The organism is Bradyrhizobium sp. SZCCHNRI3043, from assembly GCF_032377735.1.
In the GTDB taxonomy this organism is placed as follows: Bacteria; Pseudomonadota; Alphaproteobacteria; order Rhizobiales; family Xanthobacteraceae; genus Bradyrhizobium.
The window spans coordinates 269,727-289,169 of sequence record NZ_JAUHID010000005.1 but is presented as its reverse complement, the minus strand read 5'-3'; the positions used below and the strand labels follow the sequence as shown (position 1 = coordinate 289,169).

Annotated in this window: 14 protein-coding genes; 4 read left to right on the top strand and 10 right to left on the bottom strand. The window is 65.0% G+C overall.

The window, feature by feature from the left end; genetic code table 11:
* Positions 1-49 precede the first annotated feature (49 nt).
* Both QX124_RS14240 and QX124_RS14235 read right to left on the bottom strand, forming a co-directional pair.
* Positions 50-2,005 carry an HlyD family type I secretion periplasmic adaptor subunit gene (locus QX124_RS14240; protein ID WP_315797480.1) on the bottom strand — a complete coding sequence of 652 codons (1,956 nt, stop codon included), beginning with the start codon at positions 2,003-2,005 and terminating at the stop codon, positions 50-52.
* Positions 2,006-2,008: 3 nt separating this feature from the next.
* Complete coding sequence (locus QX124_RS14235; RefSeq protein WP_315738087.1) at positions 2,009-3,871, bottom strand: type I secretion system permease/ATPase; 1,863 nt, start codon at positions 3,869-3,871, stop codon at positions 2,009-2,011.
* Between the two features lie 777 nt (positions 3,872-4,648).
* On the opposite strand from QX124_RS14235, the gene QX124_RS14230 reads away from it, so the two are divergent.
* The 3 genes from QX124_RS14230 to QX124_RS14220 are packed head-to-tail and all read left to right on the top strand — an operon-like array spanning position 4,649 to position 7,793.
* The gene (locus QX124_RS14230; RefSeq protein WP_315797479.1) at positions 4,649-4,831 is read left to right on the top strand and encodes a hypothetical protein; all 183 of its coding nucleotides are present in this window, start codon (positions 4,649-4,651) and stop codon (positions 4,829-4,831) included.
* Positions 4,828-6,759, top strand: coding sequence for an ethylbenzene dehydrogenase-related protein (locus QX124_RS14225; RefSeq protein ID WP_315797478.1), 1,932 nt, complete (start codon positions 4,828-4,830; stop codon positions 6,757-6,759). The genes QX124_RS14230 and QX124_RS14225 overlap by 4 nt, the downstream gene beginning before the upstream one ends.
* Positions 6,759-7,793, top strand: a complete 1,035-nt coding sequence (locus QX124_RS14220) for a 2Fe-2S iron-sulfur cluster-binding protein (protein WP_315738084.1) — start codon at positions 6,759-6,761, stop codon at positions 7,791-7,793. Before QX124_RS14225 ends, QX124_RS14220 begins: the two co-directional genes overlap by 1 nt.
* Before the next feature lie 40 nt (positions 7,794-7,833).
* On the opposite strand, the gene QX124_RS14215 is transcribed toward QX124_RS14220, so the two are convergent.
* Complete coding sequence (locus tag QX124_RS14215) at positions 7,834-8,691, bottom strand: VOC family protein (RefSeq protein ID WP_315797477.1); 858 nt, start codon at positions 8,689-8,691, stop codon at positions 7,834-7,836.
* A gap of 150 nt (positions 8,692-8,841) precedes the next feature.
* On the opposite strand from QX124_RS14215, the gene QX124_RS14210 reads away from it, so the two are divergent.
* Positions 8,842-10,152 (top strand): NAD(P)/FAD-dependent oxidoreductase, encoded by a 1,311-nt coding sequence (locus tag QX124_RS14210; RefSeq protein ID WP_315797476.1) that lies wholly within the window; start codon positions 8,842-8,844, stop codon positions 10,150-10,152.
* On the opposite strand, the gene QX124_RS14205 is transcribed toward QX124_RS14210, so the two are convergent.
* The 7 genes from QX124_RS14205 to QX124_RS14175 all read right to left on the bottom strand — a co-directional run bounded on the left by QX124_RS14205 (position 10,149) and on the right by QX124_RS14175 (position 19,309).
* Complete coding sequence (locus QX124_RS14205; RefSeq protein WP_315797475.1) at positions 10,149-11,777, bottom strand: ABC transporter ATP-binding protein; 1,629 nt, start codon at positions 11,775-11,777, stop codon at positions 10,149-10,151. The two genes, QX124_RS14210 and QX124_RS14205, sit on opposite strands and share 4 nt — an antisense overlap.
* Positions 11,774-12,604: an ABC transporter permease gene (locus QX124_RS14200; RefSeq protein WP_315797474.1), complete on the bottom strand. Its 831-nt coding sequence runs from the start codon at positions 12,602-12,604 to the stop codon at positions 11,774-11,776. The genes QX124_RS14205 and QX124_RS14200 overlap by 4 nt, the downstream gene beginning before the upstream one ends.
* A 2-nt stretch (positions 12,605-12,606) precedes the next feature.
* Positions 12,607-13,584 (bottom strand): ABC transporter permease, encoded by a 978-nt coding sequence (locus QX124_RS14195; RefSeq protein WP_315797473.1) that lies wholly within the window; start codon positions 13,582-13,584, stop codon positions 12,607-12,609.
* Between the two features lie 24 nt (positions 13,585-13,608).
* Complete coding sequence (locus QX124_RS14190) at positions 13,609-15,225, bottom strand: ABC transporter substrate-binding protein (RefSeq protein WP_315797472.1); 1,617 nt, start codon at positions 15,223-15,225, stop codon at positions 13,609-13,611.
* A gap of 276 nt (positions 15,226-15,501) precedes the next feature.
* Complete coding sequence (locus QX124_RS14185; RefSeq protein WP_315797471.1) at positions 15,502-17,112, bottom strand: sensor histidine kinase; 1,611 nt, start codon at positions 17,110-17,112, stop codon at positions 15,502-15,504.
* A complete protein-coding gene (locus QX124_RS14180; protein ID WP_315738076.1) occupies positions 17,109-17,810 on the bottom strand; it encodes a response regulator transcription factor in 702 nt (233 codons plus the stop codon). The genes QX124_RS14185 and QX124_RS14180 overlap by 4 nt, the downstream gene beginning before the upstream one ends.
* A 23-nt stretch (positions 17,811-17,833) precedes the next feature.
* Positions 17,834-19,309 carry a DUF4173 domain-containing protein gene (locus QX124_RS14175; protein WP_315797470.1) on the bottom strand — a complete coding sequence of 492 codons (1,476 nt, stop codon included), beginning with the start codon at positions 19,307-19,309 and terminating at the stop codon, positions 17,834-17,836.
* Positions 19,310-19,443 lie beyond the last annotated feature (134 nt).

Here is a 19,443-nt window from a genome sequence, read left to right as displayed (position 1 = left end):
CTGCGTTCATTTGTGTGCGATGACGCCGACCGCGGCTGTTCGGGCCTTGTTACTCCACGAAGGCGCGGCGCCACTGATCGAGAACCGGCTTCATCAGATAGCTGAGCATCGTCCGGCTGCCGGTTTGAACATAGACTTCGGCCTGCATGCCGGGCATCAGGTTGACGTTGCCAAGCCGCTTGCGCTCCTCGTCGGACAGCGTGATCCTGACCGTGTAGAAGGTGGAGCCGGTTCGCGGGTCATTGGTGATATCAGGCGACACGAACGAGACCTGGCCGCTCAATTTCGGCGTGGTGCGCTGGTTGAAGGCGTTGAAGTGGACCATCGCATCCTGCCCGGTGTGAACGTGATCGATATCCTTGGGCTGGACGTGCCCTTCGACCTGCAGTTCGTCCGAATCGGGGACCAGCTCCATGACGGTCTCACCCGGCTTGATGACGCCGCCGATGGTGTGGATCGCGAGCTGGTGGATGGTGCCGGAGTTCGGCGCGCGCATCTCGATGCGATCGAGTTGGTCGCGCGCGGCGACGCCCTTCTCGACCAGATCGCCTTCCTTGGCCTGGGACTCGCTGAGGTCCTTGACCACCTCGCTGCGGAAATCCTGATCGATCTTGACGGTCTGGAGCTCGGCTTCGCTGATCTTGGATCTCGTCTCCGCCACGCTGGACACCAGCTGGCCGCGTTCACCGTCGATCCGAGCGGCTTCCCGCTGCAGCGTGGTCAGTCGCGTCAGCGGAACGAGCCGTTTGTCATAGAGCTCCTGCACGCCGGCCAACTCGCCCTTGATCAACTCGATCTGCTTGTTCTTGGATTCGAGCTGAGACTCCATACCGCTGATCTCGTTGTTCAGCTGGACGATGCGGCCTTGCAGCAGCTCCTTCTGGCTCTTGCGGGTCGTGGCACGGGCCTTGAACAGCGCGTTCTCCGACGCGATGACGGTGCGGACATTTGGATCGTCCTGACGTGAGGTCAGCGTGGACGGATAGTCCGGCTGATCGAGACCGTCACGCTCGGCCGAGAGCCGCGCAATCTTGGCGCGCTGTTCGTTCAATTGCTTGGTGATCGCCTGGAGCTGGGCCTGGCTCTGCGTGGCGTCGAGCCGCACGAGCAGATCGCCCGCTGCGACGCGCTTGCCGTTGTCGACCTTGATTTCCGCGACAATGCCGCCGGTCGGATGCTGAATCGCCTTCACGTTGGATTGCACCACGAGATTGCCGGGGACCACGATCGCGCCGGCGAGCGGCACGAGGGTCAGCCAACCGCCGCCGAGAACGCCGGCGACAAGCAGCACCCGCATGCCGAGACGCAGCTCGTTCTCGAACATGCGGCTGACGCGCGGCACCAGCGATTCGTCCGAGCCGTCGTCGAGATCGGCCGCCGTTCCTTGCGTCGCAATGAAGGTCATGCCAGTGGTCAAGGCCGTGCCGGCGGTGCCGACCAGGCGGCCGACTCGGGTTTGCGGAAGGACAGGCGCATGCGCCAGGCGGGCAGGGAGGTTCTGCTGTCCCATCGGCCGCGGCGCACCGACGCCGAAATTGCCGTCGCGTCGCGCATCCTGCAGGTCGAGCAGGGGTGCCGAATTGCCGCCCGCCATGCGTGCAGGCGGATTGCGCTGGGGTGGCGACAGCTCCGGCTCGTAGCCACGCATCGGTGCGGGCTGCTGCCAGTCCATCTCGCGGATGCCTTCACCCCGGCGTGCCCGGGGCGCCTGGGCGCCGAGACCGAACAGCGACAGCGACGCACCGAGGGCGCGGCCCATGGTGCTGCCCTTCTTCTTCGAGCGCGGCTTTGGCCTGACTTGCGACGGCGGCGGACGCCGGCGCTTCTTGCCGCCGTCACGTGCGCCGCGGCGCTGCCGCGGGTCCTCGTCCGAGCCGTCGTCGAATGCGCCCTGCAGCCGCTGCAGTTCGAGAATCAATGCATCGCCCTGCGGACCGACGGCGCGGGTCTTCGGTCGCACATAGTCGTCGTCGTCGAAGGGCCTGAAGTCGTTGATGTGTTTCATTGATCAAGCGCTTTCTGCTGGGGCGGCGCGACGAAGCGAGCGGGCGTTCGGATTTGGCGCCGCTGCCGGAGCTGCAACCCTGGGCGGAGCAGGAGCATGCGCGACGGCAGGTCCCGCGGCCTTGTTGGCCCCGGCGACGCGGGCAAAGATCTCCTGGCAGGGCCCGAATGCGATCGCCTTGCCCTCGTACAGCACCAGCGCCACGTTGAGCGCATTCAGCGCGCTGGGACGGTGTGAGATCACGATCACGATGCTCTGATTCTGCTGCCGCATGATCTGAATGGCGCGGCTGAGCGCGTTCTCGCCGTCGGTGTCCAGATTGGCATTCGGCTCGTCGAGGACGATGAGAAACGGATCGCCATACACCGCGCGGGCCAGACCCACGCGCTGCCGCTGACCGGCCGACAGCGACATGCCGCCTTGGCCGATTCGCGTCGAATAGCCTTCCGGCAGCCGCAGGATGATGTCGTGCACGCCAGCGATCTGCGCCGCCTTCAGAATCGCATCCGAGCTCGCATTCTCGTCGAAGCGGCAGATGTTGTCGGCGATGCTGCCATCGAACAGGGCAACGTCCTGCGGCAGGTAGCCGATGTGGCGGCCGAGATCCTCGTTGCTCCATTGGTCGAGCGCTGCGCCGTCGAGGCGGACGGAACCATGCTGTGCAGGCCAGATGCCGACCAGCGCCTTCGAGAGCGAGGTCTTGCCGGAGGCACTCGCGCCGAGCAGTGCCAGACCCGTGCCTGCCTTGATCGAGAACGACACGTTTTGAACAATCGGCCGGTCGGTGCCCGGCGCGGTGACCGTCAGCTCCTGTACGGTCAGCTCGCGGAACGGGCGGGGCAACGCGACCGGCGGCGCTTCCGGCCTGGCGGTGGCCTTGCAGATATCGCGCAGACGCGCGATGCCCTGGCGCGCGGCGACCAGCTGTTTCCAGCTGCCAAGTGCGATCTCGATCGGGGCGAGCGCGCGGCCCATCAGGATCGACGAGGCCATCATCACGCCGCCGGAGGCCTGCTCGGAGACGACGAGCGCCGCGCCGATGCCGAGCATGCCCGACTGCAGGATGAAGCGCAGCACTTTCGCGGCGGCCCCGAGATTGGCGTAGACATCGCTCGCGCGAATGTTGTCCTTCAGATAGCGCTCGTTGACGGCGTTCCAGCGTGCCGAGAAGCGATCCAGCATTCCGAGCGCGCGAATCACCTCGGCATTGCGCTGGGTGGCATCGGCGAGAACCTGCCGCGCGGCGCTCGTATCGCTGGCGGATTTGCTCGCCTGACGCGACAACCGGTCGGTCACCAGCGTCATCGAGATGATTCCGACCGTGCCGATGACGGCCGTGATGCCGATCAGCGGATGAAACAGAAACATGCCGATCAGGAAGATCGGTATCCATGGCATGTCGAGAAAGGCGGTCGGTCCCATGCTCGACATGAAGGCGCGGAGCTGGTCGAGATCGCGCAGTGGCTGCTGCATCAGCATCGGCTTGGTGCCGCGCAGGGGCAGGGTGGCCAGAGCGTGATGAATCGCGTCCTGCAAGCTCGCGTCGAACACGGTCGCTACCCGGCACAGCATGCGGGTGCGCAATGCGTCGAAATAGCCTTGAATCAGATAGACGACTAGAATCATCACCGACAGGCCGACGAGCGTGGCGAGATTTTTGCTCGGAACGACGCGATCATTGACCTGCATCATATAAACCGAGCCCGAGAGCATCAGGATGTTGATGACGCCGCTGAACACGCCGATGCCGGCCATGCGTTTGACAGCCTGGCGCAACCCGCGCGTCACCGGATCGTCGCTTCCCGAGAGAAGGTCGTTGAGGGCAGCCGCGGCTTTCGTTCTCGGGCGGTCTTGAGCCAGACTCATCCAGGCGCGTCTCCCAAAACACAGTGCTTCACTCCGCGCTATTGACAGTCGATACCGACGATTTTCCGGCAACAATTGGACACGTGGGCAATTCTGTCGCAGCGACGCGGGTACACGACCGGTGCGAGGTGCAATGCGCCGGGCCGGCTCTGAAAAGTTGTGGCGTCGTTCAGCGCGATCGGGTCTGCGCGAAATCTGTTCGCGATCGTCGATAGTTGCAGCGTGATAACAGCCATCGGCATGCGACGCGCGTCACACATTCGTCCGTCTATCACCTTGGTTCCGTACTCATTGGTCGCGGTCCGGGCCGAATGACGCCACGAAGGCGAATAAATCTTCCTGCGGTGCAACGCACAGGCGTTGTCATCTCGATCATGCGGTATTCGATGATGGTGCGGAGAACGATCATGATGGCGGCGGCAACACAAGGACATGCGGCTCCGCGCACCAACCCAAGACGTGCAATCAGCTCAGCCGGGCATGGCGGCCGAGGATGTGTTCTATCATCGAACGTGCGGCCGCTGTGGAACCAGTGACCCGTCCAGCATCGGGCGCACGAGATCAACATCAACTCGAGGGAGGACGAAGCAGATCAGTCCGCGTGTGATCCGAGCAACTCGTCACCGGCTCGGGCCGCGGCAGCTGATCGACCATAGGCGTGATCCAACCGATCACGTTCAGGCGTAGCGGGGCAACGATTGGGGGCAGAACGGCGCTGTGACGCCGAAGTCGGACGAAGTTGCTCACTTAGTAAAGCGTATCCGGGGGACGACAAAGTTGCTGGACGACATCACCATCGAGACGCGTGATGCGGGAATGGATTCGGGTCGAGGGGCGGCCTGCAGGGTTGACTACTTAATCATCCCGCGCCGGATCGATCCGCTGAGACGAAATACGGTCGCCGGGTCGGCGGTGAATCGCGCCGATCGCGTGCGCGCAGCTCTGGAGGCGCACGCATGAAGATCCGCAAGACCGACTATGGAACGATCATCCTGCACTGGACCCTGGTTGGGGCCACTGTGATCGCCTTCATGACAGGGCTTCGCATGGCGACCGAAGCGCCTGGACACGCGTGGATCGCCAACAATCTCGACTGGCTGCTGCCCCGGCACCGGACCTGGACCTGGCACATGCCGGCTGGGGTCGTGCTCGCGAGCGTGGCCCTCGCCTACATGATCTATATCTCGAAGTCAGGGCTCGGTCGCCGCGTCACCATCGACAAGATGCGCTTCAAGGGCTTGCTCGGCCGCCGGCCGGCGCGGCTGGGATCGATCAGTGTGATGCTGCATTGGGTGCTTTTCATCTCCATGGCGATCCTGATCGTCACCGGAGGCATGCTCTTCTTCGGCGTGGCCTCCGGCTACGTCACCATGATGATCCACTGGTACGCGACCTGGGTGATCCCGGCCTTCGTGGTGCTGCACGTCCTGGTTCACTTCAGCATCGGCGGAAAGATGCAGCTCTATCGCGTGTTCCGGCCGGCGCCCTTGCCGCCCCCGCCGCCGAAGCTCGATCCCGTCGAGCTCCTCACGATGCTGGTCGAGCAGTCGGAAAAGCTGGAGGAGGCGGAGGCGCCTCCGAAGAGGCCGGCGCCCGCTGCACGGCCTGCAGCGCGTGAGCCGATGCCGGCGCCGCGGCGCATGGAGGAGCCGATGCGGGCGCGCTCCGAGCCGCGCGTGCCGCCAGGCCGCATGCGTCCGCCGTCGGCACCTGCAAAGGGTAATTCCCGCCGCCGCAATCCGAGCTTCCAATCCAACCCGTTCATGGTCGCGATCGCCGCAGCCATCGTGATTGGTTCGGCGATGTTCGCCGCTGACTACTACGCCGAGGACACCGTCACGGTGTACCGGATTGCCACGTCCGACGCGCCGACCCTCGACGGCGATTCGTCGGATCGTGTCTGGCGCAACATCCAGCCGCACATGGTCACGACCAACCAGGGCGACAATTTCGACGGTACCGGCGAATCGCGGGTGTGGATCAAGGCAGCGCATGACGGCACGTGGGTCTACTTCCTCGTCATATGGGAGGATCCGACGCGGTCGTTGAAGCAGCTGCCGCTGATCAAGAAGGCGGATGGCTGGCATCTCCTGCAGAACGGATTCGACAAGGGCGACGAGAACGACTTCAACGAGGACAAGTTCTCGCTGTTGTTCACGACGCTGCCGATCACCTTGGCCGCGGACCGAACGTTTCACATGAGCTCGCAGCCGATGCCGGACAAGCCGCCGACCCTGTCCGGTCGCGGCATCCACTACACGCCGGCGCCGAATCTCTATGCCGACGCCTGGCTGTGGAAGGCGACGAGCGGCGGCCCGACCGGATGGATGGACGATGATCATTTCGGTCCGCCTGCGGAGCCGACACCGGATCAGGTCAAGGGACTCACGCCCTACAAGGGTGGGTTCGCATCGGATCCGGGCACCGCGAACTATTCGGACAATTTCGTGATCGACAGGGAGGCCGCAAGACTAGGGAATCGGGGTGTGAGACCGAAGCGTCTTCCGAAGGACGTCGCCGCGATGACCGCGGCGATGGGCGAGATCAATCTCGATCCGAACATCGGCGAGAGTGAAGGCGCACGCTGGTTCATGACGGAGGCCGAATCCGTGCCGTATTCGGCCGAGGCGGATGCGCAGACGCCGATCGGGACCGTCGTGCCCGGTGTTCTCGTCAGCGGCGAGTTCACCGGTGATCGCGCGGACATCCGTTGCGCGGCGCGTTGGGCCGCGGGCCATTGGACGCTCGAAATTGCCCGCAAAATGGACACGAAAAGCAAGTACGACGTTCCGATCAAGAATGGCGTGTTCATGCGTGTCGCAGCGTTCGACCATACCCAGATCAGACATACGAGGCAGATCCGGCCTATGCGACTTGAGGTGCAGTGATGGGTAAGATTTGCAAAATCCAGTACAACAGGGAAACGTTCTACGCGAATGTGGGCGATATCCTGCTCGACGGCGCCATCAACAGCGGCGTGGATCTGCCCCATGACTGCCGCAGCGGAATCTGCGGATCCTGCAAAGTGACGGTCGTCGACGGCAAGCTGTTCGGCGGCATGGAAGGCGACATGGCGCATGCTTGCCAGGCGCGTGTGGTGTCCGACCTGAAGATCATCACGGAGCCCGTGCCGGACACGGTGACGATGAATTGCGAGGTGGGTGATCTCGTCCGGCTCGCGCCCGATGTCGTCGGTGTCACCATCGAGATGCCGAAGCCGCTGCGATTCTTCCCCGGGCAATACGCCAAGGTCCAGTACCGCGGTTTTCCGACGCGTTGCTACAGCCCGACCTATCCGATGGTCGGCGCGCCTGACAGCCATCTGCTGTATCTGCACATCCGCATCCTGAAGGATGGCTTGGTGTCGTCGGCGCTTGGCCGCGACATCCAGGTCGGCCATCGCGTCAAGCTGACGGCGCCGCTGGGCACTGCGTTCTTCCGGCAGAAGCATCGCGGTCGAATCATCCTGGTCGCGAGCGGCACGGGCTTTGCCCCGATGTGGGCGATCGCGGTCGCCGCCATCACCGAAAATCCGAAGCGCGAGATCGTCTTCATCGTTGTGTCGCGCACCTTGCAGTCGTTCTACATGCATCAGGCGCTGTGCCGGCTCGCGCGCTTCCCGAACGTGAAGATCATCCCGATCGTGTCGGAGCCGCAGAACGTCTCGCCGGCGATTCGCAGCGGCCGGCCGACCGAACACATGCCGGAGCTCACACCGAACGACGTCGTCTACACCTGTGGCGCGCCGGCCATGACGGAGGCGGTCGCGAAGATGGCGCGCGGGGCCGGAGCGAAGTGTCACTGCGATCCGTTCGTATCATCGGCGCAGCCCTCCGAGTCGAGCGGCGGACTCATGAATCGGCTGGTCGGGTGGCTCGACAGCCAGCGCGGCCGGCCGGCCATGTTCCAGCCGGCGGAATGAGATCGTGGCGGCCGCGACGCGCGTGGCCGCAGTCCGGCGCTCAGCCGGCCACGAAAGCGAGCAGAGTGCCCGTGGCCGATACGGGCGGCACGACCAGGCTCGCACCGCTGCGCACGGCTGCAGCGCTCAGAGTCTTTTCGGTCGTGGTCAGATCATGTGAGGCCAGCACGAGGCCGGCGCCGCCCCGCTCCGGCAGACCGGCAAGCGACACGCCCGGATAGCGCGCTGCGAGCTGGTCCCTGGTCAGGAACACGAAATCGGCGCGGTCACCGCCCGAGGTGACGGTCACTGCGCCGTCGGCTTCGTCTCGCCCGTCGCGATCGATCAGGCGCGACAGGTGAGCCGCGTCCTTGGCCGGGTCCGGCGTCACGATCAGCGCCTGCTTCAGTTGCCTGGCGGCGTTGGCATGGCGCATCAGTTCCGGGATCCACACCGTCTCGCGCGTCTTGTGCTGGCAGGCGAAAATGCGCAGGCCGCCCGGAGCCTCCGCGACCGGCCATTGAAACACGCGGAATTTCGCTGCCGAGATGGTCCCGTTGGGCAGCGGCACCGGTCGCTCGAAATCGATGGGACCAATCGGCTCAAAACCTTTCGCGCGGATTTCCTCGGCGCCGGCCGCGGAATCGATCGCCGTGAAGGCGATGCGCTCGATGCCTTCGCCGCGCTGGGCGAGGAAGTTGCGGGTCGGAACGTTATGGTCGGTCTCGGCGAGGATGCCGAGCAGCTCGATGTAGTCCGGATCGAGCATGATGGTGTAATTGCCGGATCCCATCTTGGCGCTGTGCGTGCCGCGCGGAGACAGCGTAAAACCCAACCGCTTCCAGGTATCCGCCGCCGCGTCGAGATCCTTCACCACGACGACCGCGTGATCGATACCGATGACATTCTTGAGGGCCACGCGTTTGTCTCCTTGCAGCGAACTTGGCATATTGGCGGCCGAACTATGCCCAATCGACCCATGCACCGCAACCGGCGCAGCCGGGCGCCGGGCGCAAGGCAAGATCGACCTCCGGGATGTTGGTCGATCAGCAAGGATGAGCTGTCCTCCATGAGCATGACCGCAGAAAACGTTCAATGGCCGCCGTCCTTGTGGGCCGCACAGACCCCGCCTGGCCCTGATCTGCCCGTGCTACAGGGCAGCTTGCAGGCCGATGTCGTGATCATCGGCGGCGGCTTCACCGGCTTGTCGACGGCGCTGCATCTGCGCGAGGCCGGCGTCGATGTCGCGATCGTCGAGGCGATGGAGCCGGGCTGGGGCGCATCCGGCCGGAACAACGGTCAGGTCATTCCGACGCTGTCACGCCCGGATCCCGAGGATCTCATCGCCCGTCACGGCGCTGCCGGCGAGCGCTTCGTTGCGATGCTGCGCGACAGCGCCTCCGCGCTGTTCGAGACCGTCAGGCGCTACAGGATCGATGCGGAGCACGAGCAGGCCGGGTGGGTGCAGCCGGTGCATTCGCCCGGGCGGATCAAGATTGCCGAGCGCCGGTTCAAGCAGTGGTCGAAGTTCGGCGCCGATGTCGAGCTGCTCTCACGCGACCAGACGCGCGACATGCTCGGCTCGGACGCCTGGCATGGCGGCTTCTGGAACAAGACCGGCGGCCACATCAATCCGCTCGCGCTGGCGCGTGGCTTGGCGCGGACGGTGCTGAACCTGGGAGGCCGGATCTATGCGCGCTCGCCGGTGATCGATTTCGCCCGGCGGGGGGATCGCTGGATCGTGCGCACCGCACGAGGGGAGCTGTCGGCGCGCGCGCTGGTGCTGGCGAGCAATGCCTATAGCGGCGAGTTCTCCAAGGCGCTCGCACCGGATATCGCGCACGAGGTGATGCCGGTGCTGTCGTGGCAGATGGCGACGCAGCCGCTGTCGGACAATGTGCGGAAGACCGTCATCCCGGCGCGGCAGGCGATGTCCGATACCCATGGCGAACTCTATTTTGCGCGTTACGACGCCCGCAACCGACTGGTCACCGGCGGCGCCGTGATCGGCCCCGGCAATAAGGCCGAGCGGCTGAAGGCGCGGGTCGCCGAACGCCTGCAGCGCCTGTGGCCGCAGATCGGCGAGGTCAGGTTCGACTACGTCTGGAACGGCTATGTCGGCATGACCACGGACTACATGCCGCGGATTCATCGCCTCGGTCCTGATGCCTATGGCTGGACCGGCTGCAACGGCCGGGCGGTCGCGCTCACGATCCCCCTCGGTGCGGAGCTTGCGAAAGCGGTGCGCGGCGTGTCGGCGAACGAGCTGGCGCTGCCATTCACGGAGCCGGTCACCATTCCGGCGCACGCCCTGCTGCGTCCGTTTGCGCCGCTGATGCTGCTCTTGTACCGATACCGTGACGCGCGCGAGATCAGCTAAGAGGTGGGATGTTCGGTCCGGGCGAAGTCGCCGCCCGGAATGGCCTCGAGCAGAGCCTGCGTATACGGATGCTGCGGGTTGCCGAACACGTCGTGCGTGGGTCCATGCTCGACGACGACGCCGTCCTTCATCACCGCGACCAGATCGCAGATCTGGGCTGCAACGCGCAAGTCATGCGTGATGAAGATGATCGACAGGTCGAGCCGCTCGCGCAGGCTGGTCAGCAGCTTCAACACCTGCGCCTGGACGGAGACGTCGAGAGCGGACACCGGTTCGTCCGCGACCAGCACCTTGGGCCTTAGTGCCAGCGCGCGCGCCAGCCCGATGCGCTGACGCTGACCTCCGGAGAACTCATGCGGGAAGCGATCGGCGGCGGACGGGTCGAGCCCCACCAGGCTGAACAGCTCGCGCGCCTCGGTCAGCGCCTGGTCTCGCGCGGCGCCATGCACGATCGGTCCCTGCGCCACCAGTTCGACCGCCTTGCGCCGGGGATTCAGCGAGGCGAACGGGTCCTGAAACACCATCTGCATCTGCCGGGTCCGGCTTCTGATCTCGCTGCGCGAGAGGCGAGCCCAGTCCTGACCGTCGAGCAGGATCGTTCCTGCATCGGGATCGATGAGGCGGATGATGCAGCGGGCGAGGGTGGATTTTCCGGAGCCCGATTCGCCGACAATGCCGAGCGTTGCACCCTTTGGCAGTGCGAGCGAGACGTCCCTGACCGCATGAGTGACGCGCTCGCCGCGGCCGAGGAAGCCACCGGTGCGATAGGTCTTCGAGACGCCGGAGATGGTGAGGATCATCCGGTCCGACAGCTCGCGTGCCGGGGGCGCCGCCACGGGCGGCACCGCGGCGATCAACTGCCTGGTGTAGTCATGCTGCGGCCGTTGCAGGATATCCGCCGCCGCGCCCTGTTCGACGACGATCCCATGCTGCATCACGACGACGCGGTCGGCGATCTCGGCGACGACACCGAAGTCGTGGGTGATGAACAGCACCGCGGTCTTGCGCCGCTGCTGCAGCTCGCGGATCAGCTTGAGGATCTGGGCCTGCGTCGTGACATCGAGCGCCGTGGTCGGCTCGTCGGCGATCAGCAGCTTCGGATCGAGCGCCAAGGCCATGGCGATCATCGCGCGCTGGCGTTGGCCGCCGGACAACTCGTGCGGATACGCCTTCGCCGCGCGCGGCGGATCGGGAATATGGACGTCGGACAACAGGGACAGCACGCGCGACCTGATCTCGGCCTTGGAGAGATCGGTATGGATGTCGAAGACCTCGCCGATCTGGTCGCCGATCGTGCGCAACGGATTGAGCGCGGTCATCGGCTCCTGGAACACCATCGCGATCTCGGCGCCGCGAATGCTGCGCATCTCGGCCGCCGTGGCGGTGCAGAGATCGCGCCCGGTAAACAGGATGTGTCCGCCATCCGTGCCTACACCGTCGGGCAGCAGCCGCATGATGGCATTGGCCATCATCGACTTGCCGGAGCCGGACTCCCCGACGATGCAGACGATCTCGTTTTCGGCGATCGCAAGCGAGACCTCGGAGATGGCATGCGTTCGGTCGGCGCCTTTCGGCAGCCGTACGCTGAGGCGATCGACGGTCAGAACGGGCTTGGCTGGACTCATCGCTGCTTCAGCCGTGGGTTCAGTGCATCGTTGAGGCCCTGGCCGACCAGCGACACCGCAAGCACGGTGATGAGGATGGCAACGCCGGGGATCGCCGACACGTACCACTGCACGCGCAGCACATCGCGCCCGAGACCGATCAGGTTGCCCCAGGAGGCGACGTTGGCGTCGGACAGCCGCAGGAAGGCGAGTGCACTCTCCAGGAGGATCGCAACCGCCATCACGACGCCGGCATAGACGATCACCGGCGGCAGCGCGTTGGGCAGGATCTCGCCCAGCATCAGCTGGGTGTCGCGCATGCCGAGGGTGCGTCCGGCCTGGACGAATTCGCGGCCGCGCAGCGAGAGGAACTCAGCCCGCGTCAGCCGCGCCGGCGCCGGCCATGAGACGATGCCGACGGCGATCGTGACCGTCGTCAAGGTCGAGCCGAACACCGCGACCAGCACCAGCAGCAGCACGAAATTCGGCAGTGTCTGGAAGGCCTCGGTGATGCGCATCAGGATGTTGTCGACCCACCCGCCGTAGTAGCCGGCGAGTGCGCCGACCATGATTCCGATCGCCACGGCAATGAACGTGGCGACGCCGCCGATCAGCAGCGAAATGCGGGCGCCGTGAAAGACCTGGGCGGCAATGTCGCGGCCGGAATTGTCGGTGCCGAGCAGGAAGCGCGGATTGGCGAACGGCCAGATCAGCGGACGCCCGGCGAGCGCGAGCGGATCGCGCGGATAGAGATAGCCGGCGCTGATCGCCATGCCCACCACCACAAGAAGCAGGATCAGGCCGAACACCGCGGAGGGACTGCGGAAATAGCGCTTCACGGCGTCCATGCTCAGTTCTCCGCCGTGATGCGCGGGTCGAGCCGCGCATAGAGCAGATCGGTGATGAAGTTGACCGCAATCACCAGGAGCGCGGAGACGAACACGATGCCGAGCAGGGTGTTGAGATCGCGCTGGACCACCGATTCATAAGCAAGGCGTCCGAGGCCAGGCAGCGAGAACACGGTCTCGACGACGACGGAGCCGCCGAGCATCGTCCCCGCCTGCAGTCCGATCAGCGTGACCATCGGCAGCAGCGCGTTGCGCAGAACGTGGCGGGTGATGATGCGGGTCTCGTCGAGGCCCTTGGCACGTGCGGTGCGGACGAAATCGAGGTTCTGGACCTCGAGCATGGATGCGCGCATGATGCGCAGATAGATGGCCAGGAAGATCAGGCCGAGCGTCAAGGACGGCAACACCAGGTGGCGGGCGACGTCGAGCACGCGCCAGAGGCCGCTCGTGACCGCGCCGATATCCTCGAAGCCGCCGGCTGGCAGCCACTGCAGGTAGATCGAGAACACGACGATGGCCATCAGACCAAACCAGAACGACGGGGTCGCGTAGAAGATCAACCCCACGGTGGAGATCAGCGTGTCGGGCCACCGGTTGACGTCGCGCGCAGCGATCACCCCGAAGACAAGACCGAAGAAAAAGGCAAAGGACAGGGACGAAGTCATCAACAGCAGGGTCGGCGGCAGCCGCTCCAGGATCACGGCGGCGACGGGCTTGCCGTAGATCGCGGAGAATCCGAGATCGAGGCGCACCAGCCGCCACAGGTAATTGGCCAGCTGCATCGAGACCGACAGATCCAGCCCATAGAAGCGGCGCAGCTCGCGGGCAGTCGCAGCATCGCCGCCGCCCATCTGGGCCATCATCGCGTCGACCGTGTCGCCCGGCGCGAGTTGCAGCAGGAGAAAGACGCCGATCAGGATCAGGAACAGGGTGGGGATCGAGGCAGCGAGCCGCCGCCCCGCAAGGCTCAAGATGCGCATGGCCTTATCCTGACGGATTCCGGCTCAGGCGGAAAGCCACAGATCGTGCCAGCTCGACGATCCCCAGCGCGGCGTGTTCGAGTGGTTGCGCGCCTTGGCCGTGATCACGGTGACGAAGATCTGCTCGATCGGCATCCACACCGGCAGCTCGGTATTGGCCTCGCGCACGAAATCGGCATAGAGCGCCTTGCGCTTGGCCGGATCGACCTCGGTCGCCGCGTCATCGATGATCTTGTCGATCTTGGCGTCGTCCCACCCCCACTGGTTGGTCCACGGCGCGCCCTTGGGCTGCCCGGAGCGGTACCAGACCGTGGTCGAGACGGCCGGATCGTTGCGATACTGGTGCCAGCCGGTCGCGAGGTCGAAGGCGTGCTCGTCATAGACCTGCTTCAGGAAACCGCCGCCATCGTTGCGCACGATCTCGATCGCGATGCCGACCTCGCCCAGCGATTGCTGGAGGAAGGTCGACCACAGCGAGATGTCCTCGCCCCATGGCGCGGGCAGCAGCCGCAGCGAGAAGCGGCTGCCACCGGCGCCGGGCTTGTAGCCGGCTTCGTCCAAGAGCGCCGCCGCCTTGGCCTTGTCGTAGGGATATTGCGGCGTATTAGCGCCGGGGTAGAAGTCGGTCGAGGTCGACGGGATCGGGCCGGTGCCCAGCTTGGCGAAATCGCCGAGGAAGTTCTCGATGAAGAAAGGAACGTTGATCGCATGCGCGATGGCACGGCGGACCCTGACATCCGCCAGCTCCTTGCGGCGGACGTTGAACTCGAGCGTGTTGGTGCGCGCGTTGCCCTCGTTGCCCTTCGTCGAGACGATGAAGCGCTTGTCCTTGCCGAGCCGCGCCATGTCGGAGATGGTCAGGCCAGAGAACGGGCTGTAGTGCAACTCGCCGGCCTCCATCTGCGCGGCTGCGGCGGCGCGGTCGGTGATCACTTTCCACACGATGCGATCGAGGTAGGGCGTGTTCGGCCGCCAATAATCGGTGTTGCGCTCGGCCATGATATATTGCCCGCGCTCGTACTTCACGAACTTGAACGGACCGGTGCCGATGGGGGCGAGGTTGGCGGGGTTCTGCCGGATGTCGCCGCTCTCATAGATGTGCTTGGCCGAGACGTAGCCGAGATCGGGTAGCGCGCGCAGGAGCAGGTTGAGCGGCATCGGCCGCTCGTAGCGGAAGATCGCGGTCTGCGGATCCGGCGTGTCGACCGCTGTCAGGAACAGCTGCAAGGTCGATCCGTAGTTGAGGATCTTCTTCCACATGTTCATCGCGGTGAAGGCGACGTCCTCCGACGTGAACGGCTTGCCGTCATGCCAGGTGATGCCCTTGCGCAGCTTGAAAGTGACGGTCTTGCCATCCGGCGTCGCCTCCCAGCTCTCGGCAAGCACGCCGACCGGCTGGCCGTTGGCATCGAGGTCGACGAGGTTCTCCTGGATCTTGCCTCCGATGATGTAGACGCCGGTCGATGCCTGAAGGCTCGGGTTGAGCTGGCGCTGCTCGGCGCCGTAATGCACGTTGAATACGCCGCCTTTGCGCGGGGTCTCTTGGGCGAAGGCCCGGAATGGATTGACCACGTTCGCGGCGATGGCGGCGGAGGTCAGGAGGGCGGTCCGGCGGCTGATCTCGAAACGGCTCGAATTCATCAAGGTCTCCCGAAGGCCAAGCGGGGACGCTGGCCGATGGTGCAATTGCGGCGAAGATTACGCGGATCGCGGGTCCAAGTCATTTGCGAATTGCGATGCAGATCTGCGGCATTCTCGGCCGGTCCATGCAGCCGGCGGCACCGTGGCATACATTGCTCGTATACAAACGAATGGGAGAAGATCTTCGCCGACGGGGACTTGAATGAGGTGGGGATTGCCGGCTGCCACGAACCGACCGGAGGCAACTCTGACGCGGCGCCAATAGACTGCGCTATCTCAGGTCGACGTCATGGGGCCTTCGATCGGCAGCCGCAGCTCGAACGCAACACCGTTGTCGCCCGGCCGCAGCGAGATCTCGCCGCCATGGCTTGCCATGATGGCGCGCACGATCGCCAGCCCCATGCCGGTACCGCCGCTGTCGCGCCGGGTCGTGAAGAAGGCATCGAAGATGCGGTCGCGGTTCTCCGGCGAGATCGGATCGCCATCATTGCTGGCGATGACGATCAGCATCTCCTTGCTCTCCTCGGCCTCGAGGCGGATGCGCCGGGCGCCGTGCCGGACGGCGTTGTCGACGAGATGCGTGAGCACGATCAGCGCGGTCTCGTTCGGGAGCATGGTGCTGCGCTCGACCGGGCCGGACGTCTCGATGACGGTCGAGGGGAAACGCGCTCGCAGCGTGCTGACGGCCTCGGCTATGCTACCGGCCTCGACCGTCGACACCGTCTCCGCCCGTGCCAGCTCGCGCAAGCGTTGGGCCAGCGCCGCGAGGCGGTCGGCGTCGCCAAGGATGTTGGTGAGGAATTTCTCCTGCTCGGCGCGTGTCAAGGTCTCGGAAGGGCTGGCCAGAGAGTCGAGCAGCAGCTCGGCTGCACCCTTGATCGAGGTCAGCGGCGATTTGAGCTCGTGCGTCAGATGCGCGGAAAAGCTCCGGATGTAGTTGGAGCGTTGGGCCAGTTGCTCGGCCATGGCGAAGAAGTGCTCGGCGAGCTCCGCGAAGTCGCGGGTGCCGTAATGGGCGAGCGGACGGAAACCCGCGGGATCGTTGCGTCCGATCCTGCCGGCGCGATCGACCAGCTCGCGCATCGGCCGTGTGATCGTGCGTGCCACGATGAGGCCAACCAGCAGCGTCGTGAGGACGATGGCGGAGCCTGCGGCAACGAACTTGCCGCGCTCTTGATAAAGATGCTCGAAGATGTTGCGGGGCGTCCGCGAAGTGTAGATGACGCCGGCGACGCGATCGTTGACGACCACCGGCATGGCCGAGAAGACATGAACGCCGACGCCGCGGCTGATCGAATAGATCGGTGGCGGCGTCTTGTCGGGGATACGAATGCGGAGCGCCGCGCTGTAGCGTCCCTTCAGCGCGACGGCCACTTCATCGACATGGGCGAGTGACTTGCCCATTTCATCGCGGCCGGCGATCACGACGCCTTGCGGATCGAGCACACGGAATCCGGCCAAGGTGACCTTCTGCGTCTCCCTGACGATCGGAAGCAACCGCGCGCCGATCGCGACATAGGCGGGATCCGCAGGATGGATCGCGTCGCGGGCGTCCGGGCGGCGGACGAACAGATCGTTGGCCAGCAGATCGAGCAGGGGACGGATGGGTGTCACCTCGTCTGCGGAATCGGGGCGTGCCTCGGGCGGGATTTCGGCGCCGAGCGGAAGGCCAGCGGCAAGGCGCGCGGACACCTCCTCGGCAAAGACCGCCGCGAGCACACGGCTCTGCGCGATCAGCTCTGCCTGTGTCTGACGGATCAGCTGGTTGTCGTAGATGCGAAAGAAGAACAGCCCGACCAGGGGCAGGGTGGCGACCAGCGCCAGCACGCCGAAGACGATCTGTCCCAGCGACGGCCGCCATTTCGCCCTGGGCTTGGGCGCGATCATGAGGCGCCGCAGCGGCCGAGCCGGAAGCCCACGCCATGGACGGTCTCGATCGCGTCGTCGCAATGCGCGGCTGCGAGCTTCGCTCTGATGTTGCGGATGTGGCTGTCGATCGTTCGGTCGGAGACCTGGATGTTGAGCTGATAGGCGGCGGTCATGATCTGCTCGCGACTGAAAACGACTGCAGGACGCGTCATCAGCGTGCGCAGGATGCTGAACTCCAGCGCTGTGAGCGTCAGCGGCGTATCGCCGAAGCGCGCCAGATGCTGCTGCGAGTCGAGACGAAGCCTGCCGTGCGCCAGCTCCTCCGGTTCGAGCGTACGATCCGCAGCACCGGAGTTGACCCGACGGAGAATGACGTTGACGCGGGCAACCAGCTCGCGCGGGCTGAACGGCTTGGTCACGTAGTCGTCGCCGCCGATCTCGAGCCCGAGAATGCGGTCGATCTCCTCGTCGCGCGCCGACAGGAACAGGATCGGCACCTGCGAGGTCCGGCGGATGCGCCGGCAGACTTCGAGCCCGTCGAACTCCGGCATGCCGACGTCGAGCACGATGAGGTCGGGCCGGTCCTCGGCGAACCTGACCAGCGCGGCCCGACCGTCGGCCGCCTCCGTCACCGCCATGCCGGCCTTGCTCACGGCGACACGCAGGACCTCGCGGATATGCGCGTCATCGTCGACAATGAGGATTCGGGGGGACACGGCCAGGGCTCCGCGGCGAGGCATCAACTGGGATTCTGCGTTAGAGGATGTCTATCGAGATAGCGCTGCAAGCGCCAGCCGCGAAAACTCCAGGATCGCCACGACGCCATTTCGGCCACCTGCTGGTCCAGCAGCCGGTCGTGGATCCGGGGCAGACCGGCGTCCTGCGGCAACAGCAACATGGCGCGCCGCACGGCCGGCAGGGCTTGGGTACCGAGGCTGGAGAGATAGTCCCTATCGATGGCGGAGCCGCTGCGTCCTGCCTCACGGCTGCTGGTCACGTTGTAGTCGGCGATCAGCCCGTTGAAATTGACCAGCGCGCAGCCGTAGAGCGTCGCCGCGAGCGCAAGCAGGTTCATGCGCACGAGCCATGTATTGGGCTTCTCCAGAATGATCCGCGCCATGATCAGGATCAGTCCCACGGCGACCAGCGCCATCCATATCAGAGCCGCGATGCGCCACTGCGTCAGGAGATAGCTCTCGATATAGATGTGGACCCGCTGAATCGAGGATACGACCAGCATCACGTTCTGTCCGACCCAGAGATAGACGAGCGGGCGGATGAGCCGCGACCCCTCCTGTCCCGAGCGGACGGCGGCGATGACAAAGGCGGCCGCCAGAAGTGCCGTAGCGATCAGCGGGTAGGCGCCTCGGTGGGCGTAGGTCGCGTAAGTCATTCCGTTGGGAAGCGCCGCATGTCCCCACAGATAGACGCCATCCAGGGCGGTCTGGATCGCAAACAGCAGGTTGAACAGAATCAAGGAGCGGACGACGGTCTGCTGGTTGAGGAGGGGGCTGACGACCGACGGCGCCTGGTCGTCGCCATCGAGATCGATCGGAGGACGTTGCGTCTTGCCTCGTTGGCGCCAGCGCAAGTTGATGAATGGCCAGATCAGGGACACCATCAGGAGCCAGAAGATGGGACGGCCTACGCTCAGGCTCGACGCAATGTGCTGAGGATGCAGTTCGTCGAGCCATTGCTCGATGACGGGATTGGCTGCCGCGAACAGGAGAATGAAGACGAGGCTGAGGGCGAGGGGGATGCTCCAGGTCAGCACGATGCGTGTAAAATCGTTGGCACGAAGCGTGGCCAAAGTATCGGGGATCAGTTGGAACGGTCCGATCAGAAGAAGTTGCCGTGCTGCGCTCAGCGGCACGAGAAGTCCTTCGGCGGCCGGATCGGTCGACAGGGCGACGGCCGATATCGTCCCGAGGACGACGATCAATACCGACAACGTCGTCAGGTCCTCGATCGCGGGCAACAGGCCTGCAACGAGGACGATATTCGCAAGAATCGCGCGCGGGCGGTGGATCCGGTCGTGATTGGCGAGGAGGCTGGCTGCGAAGAGCGCTGCCGCAAAGATCGGGAAGGAGAGGCCTAGCGTCTGGTCGTAAAGCAGGATGTCGGCGAGCCCGAGCAGGCCGATCGCGATGATGAACTTGTGCCACATGGACTCAGATGCCTCTGGGGAAGCCGTCAGCTCGGCGGAGCCATTCATTGAAGTAGTCCTTGGTTGAGTCACGACTCGGTCGGCAGCGCCCGCCGATGAAGCGAGCATGACCCCCGCGCGTGCAGCGGTGCCGGAGACGGTCTGCAGCATTTCAGGATTTGTTTGCAGATTTCGTGCAGACG

Bases quoted from the DNA above. Each gene is read 5' to 3' on its own strand.
- QX124_RS14225 (WP_315797478.1), top strand. From the start codon at position 4,828: ATGAAGATCCGCAAGACCGACTATGGAACGATCATCCTGCACTGGACC.
- QX124_RS14195 (WP_315797473.1), bottom strand. From the start codon at position 13,584: ATGCGCATCTTGAGCCTTGCGGGGCGGCGGCTCGCTGCCTCGATCCCC.
- QX124_RS14185 (WP_315797471.1), bottom strand. From the start codon at position 17,112: ATGATCGCGCCCAAGCCCAGGGCGAAATGGCGGCCGTCGCTGGGACAG.
- QX124_RS14210 (WP_315797476.1), top strand. From the start codon at position 8,842: ATGAGCATGACCGCAGAAAACGTTCAATGGCCGCCGTCCTTGTGGGCC.
- QX124_RS14235 (WP_315738087.1), bottom strand. From the start codon at position 3,871: ATGAGTCTGGCTCAAGACCGCCCGAGAACGAAAGCCGCGGCTGCCCTC.
- QX124_RS14220 (WP_315738084.1), top strand. From the start codon at position 6,759: ATGGGTAAGATTTGCAAAATCCAGTACAACAGGGAAACGTTCTACGCG.
- QX124_RS14190 (WP_315797472.1), bottom strand. From the start codon at position 15,225: ATGAATTCGAGCCGTTTCGAGATCAGCCGCCGGACCGCCCTCCTGACC.
- QX124_RS14200 (WP_315797474.1), bottom strand. From the start codon at position 12,604: ATGGACGCCGTGAAGCGCTATTTCCGCAGTCCCTCCGCGGTGTTCGGC.
- QX124_RS14175 (WP_315797470.1), bottom strand. From the start codon at position 19,309: ATGAATGGCTCCGCCGAGCTGACGGCTTCCCCAGAGGCATCTGAGTCC.
- QX124_RS14205 (WP_315797475.1), bottom strand. From the start codon at position 11,777: ATGAGTCCAGCCAAGCCCGTTCTGACCGTCGATCGCCTCAGCGTACGG.
- QX124_RS14240 (WP_315797480.1), bottom strand. From the start codon at position 2,005: ATGAAACACATCAACGACTTCAGGCCCTTCGACGACGACGACTATGTG.